General features: G+C 58.8%; 22 protein-coding genes. 6 read left to right on the forward strand and 16 right to left on the reverse strand.

Annotated elements, in window-relative coordinates; all coding sequences use genetic code 11:
* Positions 1–38 precede the first annotated feature (38 nt).
* The 6 genes from yidC to I9184_RS12160 are packed head-to-tail and all read left to right on the forward strand — an operon-like array spanning position 39 to position 5,381.
* Positions 39–1,868 (forward strand): membrane protein insertase YidC, encoded by a 1,830-nt coding sequence (gene yidC, locus I9184_RS12135; RefSeq protein WP_209834580.1) that lies wholly within the window; start codon positions 39–41, stop codon positions 1,866–1,868.
* A complete protein-coding gene (locus I9184_RS12140) occupies positions 1,865–2,602 on the forward strand; it encodes an MOSC N-terminal beta barrel domain-containing protein (protein ID WP_209834581.1) in 738 nt (245 codons plus the stop codon). Before yidC ends, I9184_RS12140 begins: the two co-directional genes overlap by 4 nt.
* Positions 2,599–3,252 (forward strand): ribosome biogenesis GTP-binding protein YihA/YsxC, encoded by a 654-nt coding sequence (gene yihA / locus I9184_RS12145; protein ID WP_152456923.1) that lies wholly within the window; start codon positions 2,599–2,601, stop codon positions 3,250–3,252. Before I9184_RS12140 ends, yihA begins: the two co-directional genes overlap by 4 nt.
* 60 nt (positions 3,253–3,312) lie before the next feature.
* Positions 3,313–4,176 (forward strand): acetylglutamate kinase, encoded by an 864-nt coding sequence (gene argB / locus I9184_RS12150; RefSeq protein ID WP_171119631.1) that lies wholly within the window; start codon positions 3,313–3,315, stop codon positions 4,174–4,176.
* Between the two features lie 24 nt (positions 4,177–4,200).
* Positions 4,201–4,887 carry a ferredoxin gene (locus I9184_RS12155; RefSeq protein WP_209834584.1) on the forward strand — a complete coding sequence of 229 codons (687 nt, stop codon included), beginning with the start codon at positions 4,201–4,203 and terminating at the stop codon, positions 4,885–4,887.
* A complete protein-coding gene (locus I9184_RS12160; RefSeq protein ID WP_209834586.1) occupies positions 4,884–5,381 on the forward strand; it encodes a histidine phosphatase family protein in 498 nt (165 codons plus the stop codon). Before I9184_RS12155 ends, I9184_RS12160 begins: the two co-directional genes overlap by 4 nt.
* 49 nt (positions 5,382–5,430) lie before the next feature.
* Here the strand turns inward: I9184_RS12160 and I9184_RS12165 are convergent, their stop codons facing one another.
* The 16 genes from I9184_RS12165 to secY form a co-directional block, all read right to left on the reverse strand.
* Positions 5,431–6,222, reverse strand: coding sequence for an amino acid ABC transporter ATP-binding protein (locus I9184_RS12165; RefSeq protein WP_171634770.1), 792 nt, complete (start codon positions 6,220–6,222; stop codon positions 5,431–5,433).
* 12 nt (positions 6,223–6,234) lie between these two features.
* Positions 6,235–7,533 carry an amino acid ABC transporter permease gene (locus tag I9184_RS12170; protein WP_171205993.1) on the reverse strand — a complete coding sequence of 433 codons (1,299 nt, stop codon included), beginning with the start codon at positions 7,531–7,533 and terminating at the stop codon, positions 6,235–6,237.
* Between the two features lie 3 nt (positions 7,534–7,536).
* Entirely contained in the window at positions 7,537–8,769 is a 1,233-nt protein-coding gene (locus I9184_RS12175; protein WP_209834588.1) for an ABC transporter permease subunit, read from the reverse strand.
* A 126-nt stretch (positions 8,770–8,895) separates the two neighbouring features.
* Complete coding sequence (locus tag I9184_RS12180) at positions 8,896–9,912, reverse strand: amino acid ABC transporter substrate-binding protein (protein WP_171724225.1); 1,017 nt, start codon at positions 9,910–9,912, stop codon at positions 8,896–8,898.
* 205 nt (positions 9,913–10,117) lie between these two features.
* Positions 10,118–10,825 carry an ATP12 family protein gene (locus tag I9184_RS12185; protein WP_171641747.1) on the reverse strand — a complete coding sequence of 236 codons (708 nt, stop codon included), beginning with the start codon at positions 10,823–10,825 and terminating at the stop codon, positions 10,118–10,120.
* A 3-nt stretch (positions 10,826–10,828) separates the two neighbouring features.
* Entirely contained in the window at positions 10,829–11,500 is a 672-nt protein-coding gene (locus I9184_RS12190) for an HAD-IA family hydrolase (RefSeq protein WP_209834590.1), read from the reverse strand.
* Positions 11,497–12,540, reverse strand: a complete 1,044-nt coding sequence (locus I9184_RS12195; RefSeq protein WP_209834591.1) for an RluA family pseudouridine synthase — start codon at positions 12,538–12,540, stop codon at positions 11,497–11,499. The genes I9184_RS12190 and I9184_RS12195 overlap by 4 nt, the downstream gene beginning before the upstream one ends.
* Before the next feature lie 120 nt (positions 12,541–12,660).
* Entirely contained in the window at positions 12,661–12,867 is a 207-nt protein-coding gene (locus tag I9184_RS12200) for a hypothetical protein (protein WP_209834593.1), read from the reverse strand.
* 48 nt (positions 12,868–12,915) lie between these two features.
* Positions 12,916–14,226 carry a replication-associated recombination protein A gene (locus I9184_RS12205; RefSeq protein WP_171724229.1) on the reverse strand — a complete coding sequence of 437 codons (1,311 nt, stop codon included), beginning with the start codon at positions 14,224–14,226 and terminating at the stop codon, positions 12,916–12,918.
* Positions 14,227–14,229: 3 nt separating this feature from the next.
* Positions 14,230–15,615, reverse strand: a complete 1,386-nt coding sequence (locus I9184_RS12210) for a trypsin-like peptidase domain-containing protein (protein ID WP_209834595.1) — start codon at positions 15,613–15,615, stop codon at positions 14,230–14,232.
* Positions 15,616–15,774: 159 nt separating this feature from the next.
* Positions 15,775–16,197, reverse strand: coding sequence for a 50S ribosomal protein L17 (rplQ, locus tag I9184_RS12215; protein ID WP_170687292.1), 423 nt, complete (start codon positions 16,195–16,197; stop codon positions 15,775–15,777).
* Positions 16,198–16,327: 130 nt separating this feature from the next.
* On the reverse strand, positions 16,328–17,344 hold the full coding sequence (locus tag I9184_RS12220; protein ID WP_117870179.1) for a DNA-directed RNA polymerase subunit alpha: 1,017 nt from the start codon (positions 17,342–17,344) through the stop codon (positions 16,328–16,330).
* Positions 17,345–17,458: 114 nt separating this feature from the next.
* Positions 17,459–17,848: a 30S ribosomal protein S11 gene (gene rpsK, locus I9184_RS12225; protein WP_008757289.1), complete on the reverse strand. Its 390-nt coding sequence runs from the start codon at positions 17,846–17,848 to the stop codon at positions 17,459–17,461.
* Positions 17,849–17,863: 15 nt separating this feature from the next.
* Entirely contained in the window at positions 17,864–18,232 is a 369-nt protein-coding gene (gene rpsM, locus I9184_RS12230) for a 30S ribosomal protein S13 (protein WP_008757392.1), read from the reverse strand.
* A gap of 200 nt (positions 18,233–18,432) precedes the next feature.
* On the reverse strand, positions 18,433–19,077 hold the full coding sequence (locus I9184_RS12235) for an adenylate kinase (RefSeq protein ID WP_152456908.1): 645 nt from the start codon (positions 19,075–19,077) through the stop codon (positions 18,433–18,435).
* Positions 19,074–20,438 (reverse strand): preprotein translocase subunit SecY, encoded by a 1,365-nt coding sequence (gene secY, locus I9184_RS12240; protein ID WP_171634788.1) that lies wholly within the window; start codon positions 20,436–20,438, stop codon positions 19,074–19,076. Before secY ends, I9184_RS12235 begins: the two co-directional genes overlap by 4 nt.
* Positions 20,439–20,518 lie beyond the last annotated feature (80 nt).

The following is a 20,518-nucleotide window of genomic DNA, read 5'->3' on the forward strand; positions in this document are numbered from 1 at the left end:
CTGCGGGTGTCTTTCACTGCTCAAGGTGGCTGTCCCAGATGGACGATCAGAACAAGAATCTCATCCTCGCAACCGTGCTCAGCTTTCTCGTGATCCTGGTCTGGTTCGTGCTGTTCCCTCCGCCGGAACAGACGCCAACCACGGAACAGGCTGAAATCGCCAGCATCGAAGGGAATGAGGTTCAGACGCCCAGCGCCGCTGATACCGGAACGGTCGGCGAAGCAACTGCAAGCGCCACTGAAGCCGAAGCCGAACCCGAGGCGCCCCGCGTCAGCATCGACACGCCCCGCCTGACGGGCAGCCTGTCGCTTGCCGGTGGCCGAATTGATGAGCTGTCGCTGAAGGATTACAAGGTTTCACTGGCTGAGGATTCTCCGATCGTCGAACTTCTGTCCCCGGTTGGAAGTGACTCTGCCTATTATGCGCTTTATGGCTGGGCCCCCGGCGCGGGCCTGTCGGTCACGGACGTTCCCGGCCCGAACACTCTTTGGACGCTTGAGCAGGGCGAAACTCTGGGTGTTGACACTCCGATCACGCTGGCTTGGGACAATGGTAACGGCCTCACCTTCCGCCGCACCATTGCCGTGGATGAAGACTATATGTTCTCGGTCACCCAGTCGGTCGAGAACGCCACGGACGCCGAGGTCGGCATGGCCCCCTACGGCATTCTGGCACGCCACGGCATGGGCGAAGACGGTGACCTGCCGGGCCTGAAGAACTTCTTTATTCTTCACGAAGGCGTCATGGTCATGGCTGACGGCGTTCTGGATGAGATCGACTATGGCGATGTGCGCGATTTCGATATCGACCCCAATGAACGCGCACAGGCCGAGGTCTATCAGGTCAAAGAAGGCGGCTGGATTGGGTTCACGGATCACTACTGGATGACCACCCTGATCCCGGCCGAGGGTGCAGCGTTCAAGGCCGCTGCCAAATACGATTCACGTCGCAAAATTTATCAAACGGAAACGGTGCTGCCGACACTGACAGTCGCTCCCGGTACAACGGAAGAGGTCACGACCAGACTGTTCGCCGGTGCCAAGGAGTGGGAAACTATCCGGGAGTATCAGGCGGAAGGTGTTCAGAAGTTCATCGACAGCATCGACTGGGGTTGGTTCTACTTCCTGACCAAGCCGATCTTCTGGCTGCTGCACAACATCAATGCCCTGATTGGAAACATGGGCTGGTCGATCATCGGCCTGACGCTGATCATAAAGGCCATCCTGTTCCCGCTTGCCTTCAAGTCCTACGTCTCGATGGCAAAGATGAAGGAATTGCAGCCGCAAATGGAGGCCCTAAAAGAAGCCGCAGGCGATGATCGCCAGAAAATGCAGCAGGGCATGATGGAGCTGTACAAAAAGGAAAAGGTGAACCCTGCCGCAGGCTGCTTGCCTATTCTGTTGCAGATTCCGATCTTCTTCTCGCTGTACAAGGTGATTTTCGTGACGATCGAACTGCGTCAGGCCCCATGGTTCGGCCCGTTCCGGGACCTGAGCGCACCTGATCCAACCTCGATCTTCAACTTCTTTGGCTGGCTGCCATGGGCCGGGCCGCAACCTGACAGCCTGATGGCGCTGATCTTCATCGGTATTCTGCCGCTGCTGCTGGGTATTTCGATGTGGTTGCAGCAGAAACTGAACCCGGCGCCAACCGATCCGACGCAGGCCATGATCTTTGCCTGGATGCCTTGGGTCTTCATGTTCATGCTGGGTGGTTTCGCCAGTGGTCTGGTCGTGTACTGGATCGCGAACAACACGATCACGTTCACACAGCAATATCTGATCATGCGCAGCCAGGGCTATAAGCCGGATGTATTCGGAAACATAAAGTCCGGTTTCAAGCGGACGCCAAAAACGGACAACAAATGAGCGGAACGGTCTCAAGCCTTTGGCGCCACCCGATCAAAAGCCATGGGCGAGAAACCCTGAGCCAAGTCACACTCATCCCCGGGCAGACCATGCCCGGGGATCGCGTTTGGGCGGTCGCTCATGAGGCCGCCAAAACCGATGGTTCGGAATGGGCACCCTGTTTCAATTTCAGCCGCGGTTCAAAAGCGCCTCAGTTGATGGCCATTTCGGCCGAATTGCAGGGCGACCGGGTTACATTGCGCCACCCGCAGCGACCGGATCTCAGCGTTGCGCCGGACACCGAACAAGAAGCTTTTCTGGACTGGGTAAAGCCACTTATGCCGGCGGACCGCGCTGCATCTGCCCGGATCGTTCGGGTTCCGGGGCGCGGTATGACGGACAGCGACTTTCCATCGATCAGCCTGTGCAACATGGCATCGCATCGCGCAGTCGAACAGAAGCTGGGCCAGACTCTGTCCATTGTTCGGTGGCGCGGCAATATCTGGTTCGAAGGTCTGCCGTTGTGGGATGAGTTTGACTGGCTGGGCCGGGACCTGCGCATTGGCGAGGCCGTGCTTCGCGTCCGCGAGCGGATCACGCGATGTATGGCCACCACCGCCAATCCCGAAACCGGTGAGAGGGACGCAGACACCCTGCGCGCCCTGAACAGCTGGGACCATCAGGATTTCGGCGTTTACGCCGAGGTCGTTCAGGGCGGCGAAATCCGCGTCAACGATGAGGTGCAGGTGCTATGACCACGCTTCCCTTCCCCCTGGCCGAAGACCCGGATGAATTCGCCCTGGAGCGAGGCCGCAAGCTGTTTGCAGGCCCGTCCGAGTTCGTCAAAGGCGTTGTCGCCATGAATGGCCTGCCCGCACCTGACCGGTTGGAAGTCTGTTTTGCGGGGCGTTCGAACGTGGGCAAATCCAGCCTGATCAATGCCTTGACCGGCACGAAGGGTCTGGCCCGCGCATCCAACACGCCCGGCCGCACGCAAGAGATCAACTTTTTCACCCAAGGCCCTGAACTCTATCTCGTGGACCTGCCGGGCTATGGCTATGCAAACGCCCCGGTGAAAGTGGTCGAGAAGTGGCAGAAGCTGCTGAAACAATATCTCAGCGGGCGCCAGACACTGCGCCGCGCCTTTGTCCTGATCGACTCGCGCCACGGGGTGAAACCGGTCGATGACGAAATTATGAAGTTGCTGGACACCAGCGCCGTGACATTTCAATGCGTTCTGACCAAGGCAGACAAGGTCAAAGCCAAGGATCGTGAAAAGGTTCTGGAACAAACCCGGGCCGCGTTGTCCAAACATCCCGCGGCATTTCCGGAAATCGTGCTTACCTCTTCCGAAAAGGGTGACGGCATCGCGACCCTGCGGTCCATCATTGCGCATCTGGAATAGCTTCACCCTTGGCAGCGTGGGGCAAAGGTCCTAACACGGTTTTCCAGAAGGACTTTAGCAATGAAGACACGAGATATGAACCGGGACTGGATCGCCACCGCAGCCACACTCAACAGCGCCCTGCCCTATCTGCAGCGCTATGACGGAGCCATCGTCGTCATCAAACTTGGCGGACACGCCATGGGCAGCGACGAGGCGATGGAGAGCTTTGCCCGGGACGTGGTTCTGATGCGCCAGGTGGGTGTGAACCCGGTGGTCGTCCACGGCGGTGGTCCGATGATCAATGCAATGCTGGGCAAGTTGGACATTCAATCCGAATTCGTGAACGGCAAGCGAGTGACCGACAAGGCCACGGTTGAAGTGGTCGAAATGGTTCTGTCCGGGCTCGTGAACAAGCGCATCGTACAGGCGATCAATGATCAGGGCGGATCAGCCGTAGGCCTGTCTGGCAAGGACGCAGGCCTGATGGTCTGCGATCAGACGGATGCGTCGCTGGGCTTTGTCGGCACTCCTGCCGAGATGAATCCGAAGATCCTGCATGATCTGTTTTCACATGACGTAATCCCGGTCATCGCCCCGCTTGGTGCAGGCCGCGACGGTGAAACATTCAACGTCAATGGCGACACGGCAGCCGGAGCAATCGCTTCTTCGCTCAAGGCAGACCGTCTGTTGCTGCTGACGGATGTTTCCGGTGTCAAGAACGCGGCGGGCGATGTCGTGACCGAACTCAAGGCCGGTCAGATAAGGGAAATGACCCGCGAAGGCACCATTGCAGGCGGTATGATACCCAAGACAGAAACCGCACTGGACGCCCTGCACAGCGGCGTTCGGGCTGTCGTCATACTTGATGGGCGCGCACCCAATGCCGTGCTGCTGGAGCTGTTCACCGAACATGGGGCCGGGTCGCTGATACGCCCGGACTGACCCCGCAAGAGAGGAGGAGGAGACATGACACATCTTGCACAGCCTTCCTCTGATCCTGACGCGACGCCCTATGAACAGGTTGAAAACGCCGCCCTTGATACTGGTTTGTTGGTCATGGGCGCACTGCATCCTCGCCACGTTGCAGCCAAAGACCTCGAAACCGGCACGCTGATCCTGTTGGGGGCCGGGCCGGAATTCTGGCCCGTACTGAAAGCCTCACCGGAATGGCACCGGGCCGACCCCGTTGACCGATGGTCGAAAAGGGTCGTCGGTCAGATGGCCGAAAGGCTCGGCGCACAGGCGTATTTCCCGTTCGGCGGCCCTCCGTACACGCCATTCATTGACTGGGCACTCAAGTCTGGGCGAACGTTCAGCAGCCCAGTCGGGGCATTGGTGCATGATACCGTTGGGATGATGATTTCCTATCGGGGCGCACTGCATTTTGCCAAAGAGTTCGCCATCCCAACCCCTTCCGGCGTGTCGCCTTGCGAAACATGCGCCGCGCCTTGCACGACGACCTGTCCGGTCAGTGCGCTGAACGCGCAGGAGTTCTATGACGTCGCTGCATGCCACGACCATCTGGGCACTGCTGAAGGTCAGACCTGTATGGCGGGCGGGTGTCTGGCCCGCCTTGCCTGCCCTCTGAGCGCGGGCGCAGGACGCGACCCGGAACAATCGGCCCATCACATGAAAGCCTTTCATCCGTCATGACCCGAATTCTGATCCTGACACGTCATGCGAAATCCAGCTGGGATAGCCTGGGTCTTGGCGATCATGACCGCCCGCTGAACAAGCGTGGACGAAAGTCAGCCCCGGCCATCGCTGCTTGGTTGCGTCACCACGGTTGGTTGCCGGATGAAGTCCTAAGCTCTACATCAACCCGCACCCGCGAGACATGGGATCGCATGGGTTTGCAGGCCGATAAAGTCAGCTTTCACAGCGCGCTCTACCACGCTGATTCAATGGTCATGCTGCGGGAACTTTCAGGTGCTACGGAACCGGCTGTTTTGATGATGGGCCACAATCCCGGGATCGCCGATTTTGCCAACCGTCTGGTGCGGCAACCGCCAAATCATACACGCTTTTTCGATTATCCAACCTGTGCAACAACCGTCATGTCGTTCGAAATAAACAGCTGGGCCGAGGTCCGATGGCAAACCGGGACAGTGCTGGGGTTCACCATCCCGCGTGAGTTGATCGAATAGAAAAAGGCGGGGCAATACCCCGCCTTCATTCATTCAGCCTTTGTGCAGGTCAGTGACCCAGAATCTGGCTCAGGAACAGTTTGGTCCGCTCGCTTTGCGGGTTGTTGAAGAACTCTTCGGGTTCATTCTGTTCCACGATCTGACCGGCATCCATGAAGATCACGCGGTTGGCGACCTGACGGGCAAAGCCCATCTCGTGCGTCACGCACAGCATGGTCATACCTTCTTCGGCCAGTTCGATCATGGTGTCGAGCACCTCTTTGATCATCTCGGGGTCCAGCGCCGATGTCGGTTCATCGAACAACATGATCCGTGGCATCATGCACAGTGAGCGGGCAATCGCCACACGCTGCTGCTGACCGCCGGAAAGCTGACCGGGAAACTTGTCAGCCTGCTCGGGGATTTTCACCTTTTCCAAGAAGTGCATCGCCCTCTCTTCAGCCTCTTTCTTGGGCGTCTTGCGCACCCAGATCGGGGCCAGCGTACAGTTTTCCAGAATGGTCAGATGCGGGAACAGGTTGAAGTGCTGGAACACCATTCCAACCTCGGACCGGATCTTGTCGATGTTCTTCAGGTCATTCGACAGCTCGATCCCGTCCACCACGATCTTGCCTTGCTGGTGTTCTTCCAGTGCGTTCAGGCAGCGGATCAGGGTGGACTTGCCCGACCCTGACGGGCCCGCGATCACGATCCGCTCGCCCTGATTGACGGTCAGATTGATGTCGCGCAGCACGTGGAAGGACCCGTACCACTTGTTCATGTTGTTGATTTCGATGGCGACCTCGTCGCTCACCTGCATCTTGGAGCGGTCGATTTCGCGGTCAATTGCAAGTTCAGACATGTGTTGAACTCCTTAACGATGATCTGTGGCAAGGCGACGCTCGAGCCACTGAGAATATTGAGAGATGCCGTAACAGACGACGAAGAACAGAAGCGCGGCAAAGCCCAGAAGCTCCCAGTAGACGCCGTTCCATTCGGTCGACGCCAGGATGGGTCCCCGGATCATACCCACCAGATCGAACATCGAAATTACCGAGACCAGTGTCGTATCCTTGAACAGGCCAACGGCCACGTTCACGATCCCGGGGATCGAGATCTTCAGCGCCTGCGGCAGGATGATAAGCCGCATCGCCTGCGGATAATCCAACCCAAGACTGTCTGCGGCCTCGTACTGCCCGCGCGGAAGCGCTGCCAGACCGCCGCGGATCACCTCGGCGATATAGGCGGACGAGAACATGGTGATCATGATCACAACGCGCAGGAACAGGTCGACCGTGCTGTCAGGCGGGAAGAAATAGGCCAGCATCACCGAAGCCACGAACAGCAGCGTGATCAGAGGCACGCCGCGGATGAACTCGATGAAGATGACGCAGACCCACTTGATCAGCGGCATGTTCGACTGTCGCCCCAAGGCCAGTGCGATCCCAAGTGGTACCGACAGCGACACACAGGTCACGCCCAGCATCATGTTCAGCATGAAACCGCCCAAATCACGGCTGGGAACGGCCGTCAGCCACGCGTTTTCTGATGCGCCTTCCGGGATCAGGGCCCCTCCGACGTTCCAGATGACCAGTGCCGTCACAATCGCTCCGAAGAACCCGGCGGCAAAGTTGTTGTTGCCCAGCTTCTGGAAGACACCACCGGCGGCCATGCAGCCAACAAGCGCAACCAGAGGCACGAGGATCGTGCCACCCCAGATCAGCCAGAAAGCCAGGAAGGGATAGACCGCAGTGAACAACAGCATCTTGCGAGGCAAGTCAAAGAACAGCACCGGCGCAATCGCCACCAGCATCAGCACAAAGGCCAGGTTCGGCCGCCAATAGGCATCGACGGGGTACTTGAACCCATAGATCAGCTGCGGCCAGCGTTCCGTCAGAACCGCGAAACAGGCTCCGGTCTTGTCCCCCAGAATCTCGCGGCATTCCGCGAGCGAGTTGGCATTCCACACTCCGTTCAGAATCCATGGCAAGGTATTCTTGAGAAGAATGTAGATCAGGATCAGCGACAGAACTGTCAGGATCGAGTTGACGACCCCTGAAAACAGATTCTCGCGCAGCCATTTGATGACGCCCGTCTCATTTGCCGGCGGCGGTGAGGGCGGGATGGTGCCTTCGGCCACGAAGGCGATCGGGTTTGTTGCTTGATCACTCATGGCTCAGCGCTCCTTCAGCTTGACGGAAGCGTTGTAGATGTTCATCCCCGTCGAAATCAGCAGCGAGGCCGTGAGGTAGAACAACATCAGCAGAAGAACGCATTCAATCGCCCGGCCGGTCTGGTTCAGAGTAATACCACCCAGTGTTGCGGTGATATCCGCATAGCCAACGGCAATCGCGAGAGACGAGTTCTTGGTGATATTCAGATACTGCGAGATCAGCGGCGGGATGATGACCCGCAATGCCTGGGGCAGGATGACCAGTTTCATGATCCGTCCCTGACGCAGGCCCAGCGCGGCGGCAGCCTCGGTCTGACCTTTGCTGATCGCCTGAATACCCGCACGCACGTTTTCCGCGATAAAGGCACCGGTATAGATCGACAGGGCAAACCACAGCGCAATCAGGGGGCCGCCGGCATTCATTCCACCGCTGAAGTTAAAGCGCTTCAGTTCGGGGACATCCCAGGTCAGGCCCATGATGACCATCAACAGCACAAAAGGCACCAGCCAGATTGCCAGTTTCGGCAACAGTGTTGCGGGGCGCTCGCCGGTTTCTTCCTGCTTCTTGGTTGCGCGTTTTTCAACTTCGCCACTGACGAACCACGATCCGATCAGGATGGCGATGACCAGCAACCAGTTCAGGGCTGTCGATGCAAACAGGCCATTGGCGAATTCGGGACGCGGAAAATAGATGCCCCGATTGGTAAAGGCAAAGGACCCAAACAGCATTGAAGACGTCGGGTTTTCCCCCCGGAACGCGCTTGGCGCCGGCAGCACGGCCGTCATGATCGTGAAGATGATGATGATCCAGATCAGAACCGGGATGTTCCGGAAGATCTCGACATACACGGCCATCAGCTTCGACACGAGCCAGTTGTTCGACAGTCTCAGAACACCCGCAATCACACCGAAAACAGTTGCAGTGATACAGGCCAGAAAGGCCACAAGCAGTGTGTTCAGCAAACCGACTAGTGCCGCGCGTGCATGCGATGACTGACTGTCATATTCAACAAGACGCTGGTTGATGTCGTACCCGGCTGAATCGCCGAGGAAAGCATAGGAAATATTGAGCCCTGCGGCCCTGAGGTTCTGGATCAGGTTGTTGCCCAGATACCAGATGGAAAGCGCAATGACGATGGCCGCAATCACCTGAAATGTAAGAGAGCGATAGCGGGTATCGTTTATGAGCATAGACAACCGAAAATCAGCTTTCGGTGGGTCAGTCATAGTCGACATATTTTGGGATCCCCGTGGCTTGCGAGCTGTTTCATTTCGGCGAGGTTTTCCCCGCTCTGCATCTGCCCGCAGCAATTTATTGTAGAAAAGGGCGCAGGTTGCCCCGCGCCCTCTTCCATTGATGCCTTAACGGAACGGCGGCGAGTACAGCAGGCCGCCTTCGGTCCACTGTGCGTTCAGGCCCCGCGCCAGACCGATCGGAGTTTCCTCACCGATGTTCTTGGCAAACACTTCACCATAGTTGCCGCCAGCTTTGATCGCTTTGGCAGCCCAGTCAGCGTCCAGACCCAGCATTTCACCCAGAGTGCCTTCTGTACCCAGCAGGCGGTTGATTTCCGGGTTGTCGGTGCCGGCGCTCAGTTCGTCGATATTTGCCGAGGTCACGCCCAGCTCTTCAGCCGAAATCAGTGCGTTCAGCGTCCAGCGGACAACGTCGCCCCACTCGTGATCGCCATGACGGACCAGCGGGCCCAGCGGCTCTTTCGAGATGATCTCGGGCAGCAGGATGTGCTCGTCCGGCGCTTCGAAGGTGGCGCGGGTTGCGGCCAGGCCCGAAGCATCGGTGGTGTAAACGTCACATGCACCGGCCAGGTACTGCTGCTGCGCTTCGGCGTTGGTTTCGATCGGAACCGGCTCGTAGCTGATGTTGTTGGCACGGAAGAAATCGGCCAGGTTCAGCTCGGTGGTGGTACCGGTCTGGATGCAGACACGGGCGCCGTCCAGTTCCTTGGCCGAGCTGACGCCCAGCGCCTTGGGAACCATGAAGCCCTGACCGTCATAGTAGTTCACACCAGTGAATTCGAACTTCAGGTCGACGTCGCGGCTGAAGGTCCAGGTGGTGTTTCTTGCCAGCATGTCGATCTCGCCCGAGGCCAGAGCGGTAAAACGTGTCTTACCAGTGGTCGGAACGAATTCAACGGCGTTGGCGTCGCCCAGAACAGCAGCAGCAACGGCGCGGCACAGCGATACGTCAAAGCCCTGCCATTCGCCATTGGCGTCGGGCGCAGCAAAACCAACCAGACCGGTGGTCACACCACAATTCAGCTTGCCGCGTGCTTTAACGTCGTCAACGGTCCCTGCCATGGCTGCGCCAGCAGCAAGACCGGCAATCGTTGCCGCGCCCAAGATTACGGATTTTTTCATTTTTACCTCTTCCTGATTTTCCGCCCCGTCCGAGACGGCTCTGCCCGGCAAGTGGATGCCGGATAGGTTACCCCAAAGGTGTCTCCCCTTTAGTGGCACTGAGTTTGGGCGTATTCATAAACAAACGTCAAGGGCCGGATCATCGAAAACGATGGATCAGGCCCCAAGCTGTTTACAGATTTGCTCAAAAAACCGGAATTTAGGATCAAACCGATATGTCAAAGAAGCGTTTGGCATGCATAAAGGCCGCTTTCTTGGCCTCGGCAACCTGATGGGCTTCTTCGTCATGGCCCCATTGTTCAATCTGCCAGGTTTCATCCAATCTTGAAATGCGCCATATTTCGTCCGGATTGCGCCAATTCATGGCGGCCGCAAAGCCAAGAATCAATGACCCCGACAAGCTGACAAGATCGTGAAAAGCGGCCAGTTGGAACGCATCCAGCCCGTGCACTCGAGAACGCAATGTCGCCAGGGCGGATTCCGGCTGCGGTTGATGCAGGACGCCCGCAACCGGAACCAGACGGGCAGACAGCGCGGTCTCGGCCCAATCCAGGGCGGGGTCCCATTCGGCGCTCTGACGATCCTGCAACTCCTGCGGGTGGGTTGCGCGATAACACAATAAATCGGAATCGCCGTAATCGGCCAGCATGTCGGCCACTTCCCCGTGCTGGATGCGGACTTTGTCAATCGCTGCATTTGCAGAACGGGTGAACGGCATCACGGCAGGATCAACTTCTTTTTCCTGCGCGTCCCATTCCCCTGCCACCGCTTCGGCCATGGGGCGGGTTGGCAGGATCAGGTCTGCCTTGGCGGGTGTTTTGACCCTGCGGCCATCCAGTTCGACGGTGAAGCCGCCATCAACCGCGACAACGGTGCTGTCCTTCCAGAAGCGTTTCGGTTTCCAGTCACTCATCATTCAATCCCACATCCCAGCCAGAGCATTGGGCAACTGGTCAAAGGTTTCGACAATGCAAGAAGCTGCGGTCAAAGCCGATCGGTCATGATAGCCCCAGGTGACGCCGATGCCGCGAACACCGGCAGCCGCGGCCATATCCATGTCAAAGCTCGTGTCGCCGATCATCACTGCACAACCCGGATCGACCCCGGTTTCCGCCAATGCGGTCTGCACCATGGACGGATGCGGCTTTGACGGGTGGTGATCCGCGACCTGCCGGGTCACGAAATACGGTTCCAGCCCATGGGCTTCGATCAATGCATCCAACCCGCGCTGCGACTTGCCGGTTGCCACGCCAAGAAGCACTTCGGGCACGGCATGCAACGCTTCAATCGCCTCGCGCGCACCGGGGTACAGCGGCGAACTTGCCGCGCCCAATTCAAGACGATGGGCGTGATAGGCCTCTTTATACCCGTCGACCAGATCGTTCTGGACCGAGAGGGGCTGTTCCGGCGCCAACCGGGCGATGGCATGCGGCAGCGACAAGCCGACAATGGACAGGATCGCCTTTCGCGTCGGAACCGGCACGGAGGCGGCCTGAAAGCTGGCGGTCATGGAATGAACGATACTGCCCTGACTGTCGACCAGAGTACCGTCGACGTCGAACAGGACCAGCCGCAAGGGTGCGCTCATTGCAGCGCCTCAAACGGGTCATCAGCCGCCAGATCCTCGCTCCATCCGAACGTGTCCCAGCTGTGCTTCATATGCTCCGGCAAGGGCGCCGTCACGGTCACTGGTTTCCGCGTCACCGGATGCAGGAAGGACAGCCGCCGTGCGTGCAGATGCAGCTTTTTGCTGATGATCCCACCCAGTTGCGCACCCCATCCGTCGCCAAGGTTTTCCTGACCCGAACCGCCGTATTTTCCGTCGCCGATAATCGGATGTCCGATTGCGGCCATATGCGCCCGCAACTGGTGCGTACGTCCGGTGATCGGCTCCATCGCGACCCAAGCAGCGCGGCCGGCAACTCGATAAAGGGTTGCGTAATGCGTATGCGCGCGTTTCGCGCCCGGAGTGCTGTCAATTTCGTTCATATGCACGGGGATCATCTTTTCACCCTCACCGTGCTTGCCATGACCGGGCGCCTTGACAAGGCCGGTCTTGATCTCACCCAGATACGGTGTCGGCACCCCGGCAACCAGCGCCCAGTAGATCTTGCGCGTATCGCGGTGGCGGAAAGCGGCCGTCAAACCCTTGGCGGCTTCGCGGGTGCGGGCCAGCAGCAGAACACCTGACGTGTCCTTGTCCAACCGATGGACCAGCCGAGGGTTCTCGTCATAGTCGAACCGCAGCGCTTCGGACAGGCTGTCAACATGCCTTGTCTGCCCGCTGCCGCCCTGCACCGGCAGACCATGCGGCTTGTTCAGCGCCAGAACGTGATCGTCGCGGTAGATCACGCAGGATTGGATCATCTTGGCATCCGCATCCGAGATGTGATGCTTGACCTCAGCCGGTTTGTGATCAGCGTCCGGCAAGGGCGGCACGCGAACAACCTGCCCGGCCTCCAGCCGGGTCGAGGCCTTGGCGCGGCTACCGTCAACACGCAATTCTCCCTTGCGGCACATCTTTTCAATGCGCCCCTGGCTGACATGCGGAAACAGGCGGCGCAGCCAGCGATCCACGCGTTGGTCCCCATCCCCTTCAGCGACTGTAATCATCTGCACGCCACTCATGCCATTACCCCTTGTTCCGCGCGGGTGATCCGCCCGGATTGCGTGTTTATCCGTGTCCCAGAAATCATGGGCGTCTGTCGCGCGCAACGCGGCAAGAGTCAAGGTATCTGGCTCTGGATCTCAGATGTTCGAGAAGTCGCCGTGCTGCCCTGCTCCGTCCCGGAAACGGGTCGCACCAGCGGTTCCTTCGCGGCGAATGACATCCAACCCGTTGGCCCATTCAACCTTAAGCGCGTCACAAACCGGCATTCCACGCGTTTCGATGATCGACCGGCATATCAAGTCCTCCGCTGCAAGCGTTGACCCAGGGGAAGCGTCCAATTTCAATCCAGTCGCCTGTGGCGCCGCGGAACCTTTACGATTGACCCCGCGTAACTAGCTGTTCCGCTGTGTCCGCAGCTTGGCAAAATAATCGAGGCGTTTCTTTAGCTCACGCTCGAAACCGCGCTCGACCGGCTGATACAAAACCGGGCGTTTCATCGTCTCGGGGAAGTAGTTCTGACCGGAAAACCCGTCCTCGGCATCGTGGTCGTAGGCATAGCCCGCGCCGTAACCCTGTTCCTTCATCAAAGAGGTCGGCGCGTTCAGGATATGCTTAGGCGGTGGCTCGCTGCCGGATTGCTTGGCCAGCCGCATTGCCGCCTTGTAGCCGACATAGGCGCCGTTGGATTTTGGCGCCAGGGCAAGATAGACCAGCGCCTGAGCAAGCGCTAACTCGCCCTCGGGTGAACCCAGACGTTCGTAGGTTTCCCACGATTGCAAACAAATGGCCTGCGCCTGCGGATCGGCCAGGCCTATGTCCTCGACCGCCATGCGTGTGATCCTGCGCGCAAGATACCGCGGGTCTTCGCCCCCGGTCAGCATGCGCGCGAACCAATACAAGGCCGCATCGGGATCAGATCCGCGCACCGATTTGTGCAGGGCCGAGATCAGGTTGTAATGCTCATCACCAGACTTGTCGTATTTTGCAGCCCGCCGCATCAAACGCGTAGACAGCGCATCGGGGCCCAGCGGCGCATCCACCTTCCACGCCGAAACCTGTTCGATCAGGTTCAGCAAAGCCCGACCGTCGCCATCGGCCATCTCTTGCAACGCATCGCGGGCGGCAGGCGTCAATGGCAACGCGTGGCCCAGCTCTTTCTCGGCCCGCTGGGTCAGACGCTCCAGATCGGCAAGGCTCAGCCGTTCCAGCACCAGCACCTGCGACCGGCTGAGCACAGCGGCATTCAGTTCGAATGACGGGTTCTCGGTGGTTGCGCCGACCAACAGGATTGTCCCGTCTTCCATATGGGGCAGAAAACCATCTTGCTGAGCCTTGTTGAAGCGGTGAATCTCGTCCACGAACAACAAGGTGCCCTGCCCGTTCTGGCGGCGTATTTTCGCGGCCTCGAAGACTTTCTTCAGATCCGGCACACCGGTAAAGATCGCACTGATCTGAACGAAATGCAGATCGGTTTCCTGTGCCAACAGCCGTGCAATCGTGGTCTTTCCAACTCCGGGTGGGCCCCAGAAGATCAGGCTGGACAAACTGCCCGCCGCCAGCATGACACCCAGAGGGGCCTCGGGGCCCAGCACCTGCTCCTGCCCGATCACCTCGGCCAGGGATCGAGGCCGCAACCGGTCAGCCAGAGGCCGGTGAGGAGAAGCGGCGGGTTCTGCCGCCCCGGTATCGAACAGATCACTCACAGGTCACAGCCGGAACCGCAAAGAGACGGACCGCCCCCCGCGCACCAGACCTATCTGCACGTAACGGCCCGGATCGGTCAGCGCGGTCTCAACGTCCCGAGGGCGCTGGATCTCATCGGCATTGATGCTTTCAAGAATATCACCGGTTCGCAATCCCGCCCTTCCGCCATACGGGCCGGGATCCACCACGACGACACCGGTCAGCGACAGCGGCAATCCCATCCTAGTGATCACCGCGGGATTGACCCGGGACACCACCAACCCCGGAAGAACGGTTCTGTCGTTCAACGTCGTTTCTTCGGCGGCCGGAACATCGGGGGCTTTGATAAGCGCCACCTCAACCTGGTCACTTTGGTCGCCGCGCAGACGGGTCAGAACCGAGGTTCCGCCCACTCCGGCGACCGACATCCGAAACTTCATCTCGGCGGGTGAATTGACCTCATCCCCGTCCACATGGGTTACCACGTCTCCAACTCTGAACCCTGCGTCGCGCAAAGGGCTGAGCTCATGCAGATCAGAGACCACAACGCCCAACGGGATGGCCAGACCAAGGGATTCCGCGATATCCGCACTCATATGTTGACCCGACATTCCTGCCCACGGGCTGACGAAGGTTTCGTTTCCCTGCTGCGCCTGCTTGAGGAATTGCGCCACCAGATTGGCGGGGATGGCAAAGCCTATTCCGTTTGACCCACCCGATCGGGTCAGAATCGAGGTATTGATCCCGATAAGCTGGCCATTCACATCGATCAGCGCCCCACCGGAGTTGCCCGGGTTGATTGCCGCATCCGTCTGGATGAAATATCCGCGGCCATTCCCGGTTGCCGTGCCCGTGCGCGCCAGCCCCGAGATGATGCCGGAAGATACCGTCTGCCCCACCCCGAACGGGTTTCCGATGGCCAGCGCCAGCTCTCCGACTTCGACCTGGTCGGAATCGCGAAGGGTCAGGTAGGGCAGATCTTCGGCCTCCTTCAAGCGCAGGATCGCAATATCGCTTTCCTCATGGCCCAGCACAACCTCGGCCGAAAACTCGCGCCGATCCGTGGTGACAACCCGGATCTCGGTCGCAGAGCCAACCACGTGATAGTTGGAAACAACATACCCATCGTCCGACAGGATAACCCCGGAACCCAACGAGTTTTGAACCCGCTGACGTGGTTCGCCAAATCCCCGGCCAAAGAAATCCTGAAAGAACGGGTCCGAGAAAAACGGGCTTGCCCGGCCCTGCCGGACGATCTTGGCATAGATGTTCACAACCGCCGGTGATGCCTGTTTCACGACCGGGGCAAATCCCAACGAAATCTCGGCCTGTGACTGCGGAGCTTTCGTTTCGGCCATTCCTTGCGTCGCGCAGGTCAAGGCAACAAGGGTCAGCATTACGCGGATCATGGTGGCTCCGTTTTTTGCGATTGACCCAGATATGCTGACACAAAATCCGAATTGCAAGTCGGCGGTCGGGTATGCCCCGCAACATGCCGGCATGCCATAACGAAAGAACCTCCGTCCGGTTTCCCGAACGGAGGTTCGACCGTGACCCTGGGTCAGATCTTATTCTTCGTCTGCTGCCTCTTCGGCGGCAACGCGGGCTTTGTCGGCCGCGCCCTTAGCATCGACGTCACGATCAACGAATTCGATGATCGCCATCGGGGCCATGTCGCCATATCGGAAGCCAGCCTTCAGGATGCGGACATAACCGCCCTGACGCTCGGCGTAGCGGGGCCCCAGAACTTCGAACAGCTTGGCGACGTCTTTGTCTTCCTTCAGCTGTGCTGCGGCCTGACGGCGGGCGTGCAGGTCGCCGCGCTTGCCCAGAGTGATCAGTTTTTCAACGATCGGGCGCAGTTCTTTTGCCTTGGGCAGAGTCGTTTTGATTTGCTCATGCTCGATGAGCGAGCCAGCCATGTTCGCAAACAGCGCCTTGCGGTGCTCATGAGTACGGTTCAGGCGGCGGTAACCACGTGCGTGACGCATTTTCTAGTTCCTTCTTTCGCGTTTTGCTTTGTCTGGCCGGCGATGCGTGTCACCGGCTCTCCTTGGGGCGGAAATGCCCATATTGTCCCCGGATATTCCCACTTCGGGCCGGGCATTGGGGAAGACGCGCTTAGAACGCGTCTTCGAATTTCTTCGCCAGATCTTCGATGTTGTCGGGCGGCCAGTCCTCGACATCCATGCCCAGGTGCAGGCCCATGCCGGAAAGAACTTCCTTGATCTCGTTCAGCGACTTGCGACCGAAGTTCGGAGTGCGCAGCATCTCGGCTTCGGTCTTCTGGATCAGATCGCCGATATAGACGATGTTGTCGTTCTTCAGGCAGTTTGCCGAACGGACCGACAGTTCCAGCTCGTCCACCTTCTTCAGCAGCAGCGGGTTGAACTCCAGACCATCGTCCTCGTCCTGACGGCTTGCCGATTCCGGCTCGTCGAAGTTGACGAAGATCGACAGCTGATCCTGAAGGATACGAGCGGCAAAGGCCAGTGCGTCTTCCGGCGTGATCGAACCATCGGTTTCGATCTTCAGGGTCAGTTTGTCATAGTCCAGAACCTGACCTTCACGGGTCGGCTGAACGTCATAAGCGACCTTTTTGACCGGCGAATAGATCGCATCAATCGGGATCAGGCCGATAGGCGCGTCTTCAGGCTTGTTCTTCTCGGCCGAGACATAGCCCTTGCCGGTGTTGACGGTCAGTTCCATGAACAGGTCAGCGCCATCGTCGAGGTGGCAGATGACGTGGTCGCGGTTCAGAACCTCGATACCGGCGCTTTCGCTGATGTCACCCGCGGTGACGACTGCGGGGCCTTTGGCATTGATCGACAGGCGCTTGGGGCCTTCGACTTCCATGCGAAGGGCAACCTGCTTGAGGTTCAGGATGATGTCGGTGACGTCTTCGCGAACGCCTGCGACGCTCGAGAACTCGTGCAAAACGTTGTCGATCTGGACGCTGGTGATGGCCGCGCCTTGCAGCGAGCTCATCAGGACGCGGCGCAGGGCGTTGCCCAGGGTCAGACCAAAGCCACGCTCCAGCGGTTCGGCAACCAGGGTGGCCTGACGTGCAGGATCATTGCCCGGCTTGGCTTCCAGCTGGGTCGGCTTGATCAATTCTGCCCAATTCTTGTGGATCATGTAATCCCTCCATTCCTGTCCGCGCCCCATGACCAACAAGGTGCAGACGCCCGAGGTTCAAAATGACGTGCTGGGGCCGTGCAGAAACACAGCCCCAGCTCAATTCAAAATCGTTTAGACGCGACGACGCTTCGGCGGACGGCAGCCGTTGTGAGCAATCGGTGTCACGTCGCGGATCGACGTGATGTTGAAGCCCACTGCAGCCAGCGCGCGCAGTGCCGATTCACGGCCCGAACCGGGGCCCTGAACTTCGACTTCCAGCGTCTTAACGCCATGTTCCTGCGCCTTCTTGCCTGCGTCTTCGGCAGCCATCTGAGCGGCGTAGGGGGTCGATTTCCGCGATCCCTTGAAGCCCATGGTACCGGCAGACGACCACGAGATGGCGTTGCCCTGTACGTCCGAGATCAGGATCTTGGTGTTGTTGAAGGTCGAATTCACATGGGCAACGCCCGATGCGATGTTCTTGCGCTCTTTGCGCTTAACGCGAGTCTTGTCACGTGCCATCGGTCAGACCCTCCCTTATTTCTTCTTACCAGCGATGGCCTTTGCGGGGCCTTTGCGGGTACGAGCGTTGGTGTGGGTACGCTGACCGCGAACCGGCAGGTTGCGGCGGTGACGCAGACCGCGATAGCAGCCCAGGTCCATCAGACGTTTGACGTTCATCTGAACTTCGCGACGCAGGTCACCTTCAACGGTGAAATTTGCATCGATGTGCTCGCGGATGGCCAGAACTTCGGCGTCGGACAGTTCGTTGACGCGACGGTGCGCTTCAATGCCCACGGCTTCGCAGATCGCTTTGGCCGAAGTGTTTCCGATACCGGTGATATATGTGAGGGCGATAGGTACCCGCTTTGCAGTCGGGATGTTTACGCCGGCAATACGTGCCACGTGTCACTTTCCTTTTCGTTGCGGTTCCGTAACTCCAGAACCTTTTTTCACAACGCTTTACCGTGGCAGTGTGGCCAGAGGGTTCAGCATTATTCGAGGTGGTCGGGGCGGTTGGGACGAATCCCGCACGCGGTCTTGATTCCCTTTAGGGATGGGGGTCGATATGGGCTTTTGGCGGTGCCGTCAAGCCCATATTGAAATCAGCCGAGAATGGCCTCGATCGACGCCGTGACTTCCTTGATGTCCGCCAGCCCGTTCACGGGGCGCAGATCGCCCTTGGCGTAGTAATAGCCGATCAGCGGAGAGGTCTTCTTGTAGTACTCCATCAACCGCGTGCGCAGGCTGTCTTCGTTATCGTCGGCGCGACGAACGAAGTCATTTTCCTTGCCGCAGTTGGTGCACTTGCCGTCAGCCGGGATCGGCTTGGTCTTGTCGTTATAGACCTCACCGCATCCGCCACAGGTTGACCGTGCGGTAATCCGTTCCACCAGAGCATCGTCATCCACGCGCATCTCGATCACGGTATGCAGGGACTGGCCCAGCTTGGTCAGCAGAGCCGACAGCGCGTCGGCCTGTGCCAAAGTGCGAGGGAAACCGTCAAAGATGAAACCGGCGCCTTTTTCGGTGGTCAGTTTCTCTTCAATCAGGCCGATCACGATCTCATCGGTGACCAGCTTGCCCGCGTCCATGATCGCAGCAACCTTCTGGCCCATTTCGGTTCCGCTGGTCTTGGCCTCGCGCAGCATATCTCCGGTGCTGAGCTGCACCATCCCGCGTGTTTCCACCAGATGACGCGCCTGCGTTCCTTTCCCGGCCCCCGGGGGGCCCAACAGAATGATATTCATCGACGAGAGGGTCCCTTCCTGCCGCGTTTCTTGCCTTTGCCGCGCAGCTGGGACTTTTCGATAAGCCCTTCGTATTGATGCGCCAGAAGATGGCTCTGAACCTGCTGGATCGTGTCCATGGTCACAGAGACGATAATCAGAACCGAGGTGCCACCGAAATAGAACGGGATGGCAAATTGGCCCCGCAGGATTTCAGGCAGCAGACACACGGCGGCCAGATAGGCCGAACCCAGAACCAGCACGCGATTGACCACGTATTCCAGATACTCGGCGGTTTTCTTGCCGGGGCGGATACCGGGCACGAACCCGTTCTGCTTTTTCAGGTTGTCCGCCACATCGTCCGGCTTGAACGACACGTTGAACGTGTAGAAATAGGCGAAGAACACGATCATCGACGCGAAGAACAGCAGATACAGCGGCTGTCCGGGGCCGAAATTGGCCAGCAGCCACGACATGACCGGCCCGTTGGCAGCACCGGACGAGAAGGTCGAGATCGTGACCGGCAGCAGCAGCAGCGAGCTGGCGAAGATCGCCGGAATGACACCCGCAGGGTTGACCTTGACCGGCAGGTGGCTTGAGCCGCCTTCGTAGATTTTCATACCGGCCTGACGACGCGGATACTGAATGTGGATCTTGCGCAGGGCGCGCTCCATGAACACCACAAAGGTGATGACCGCGATTACCATGACGATCACGCCAACGATCACGGCAGGGCTGATCGCTCCGCTGCGGCCGCTTGCAAAGAACTGCGCCAGAGCAGCCGGAACCTCGGCGATGATGCCGACGAAGATGATCAAAGAGATACCATTGCCGATCCCGCGCGCGGTGATCTGTTCACCCAGCCACATCAGGAACATGGTGCCGCCAACCAGCGTTATCATGGTCGACATGCGGAAATAGAGCCCCGGATCAGTCGCCAGATCGCCCGATTCCAGCGAAACGGCCAGACCGTAGGCCTGAACGGTGGCCAGAGCCACGGTACCGAACCGGGTGTACTGGTTGATCTTCTTGCGCCCCTGCTCGCCCTCTTTCTTGAGCTGTTCGAGCGCGGGAACCATGGATGTCAGCAGTTGAACGATGATCGAGGCCGAGATGTAAGGCATGATGCCGAGGGCAAAGATACCCATCCGCCCCAGCGCCCCGCCGGTGAACATCGAAATCATGCCGCCGATGCCCTGCCCCGCCTGCTCCATGAATTCGCGCAAAGCTGCTCCGTCAATCCCCGGCACCGGAATAAAGGTGCCCAGACGATAGACGATCAGCAAACCCAGCGTGAACAGGATGCGGTTGCGCAGATCGGTGGCCTTGCCCAAAGCAGCCCAGCTTGTGTTGGCTGCCATTTGTTCTGCTGCTGATACCATAAATCGGTCTCTCTTATGCAAACGCCGCCCGGAACCGTTTTCCGGCTCGGACGGCGTCTTGGAAAACTCTGAGGTCTATG

Source organism: Ruegeria sp. HKCCE3926 (assembly GCF_017872515.1).
Taxonomy (GTDB): domain Bacteria; phylum Pseudomonadota; class Alphaproteobacteria; order Rhodobacterales; family Rhodobacteraceae; genus Ruegeria.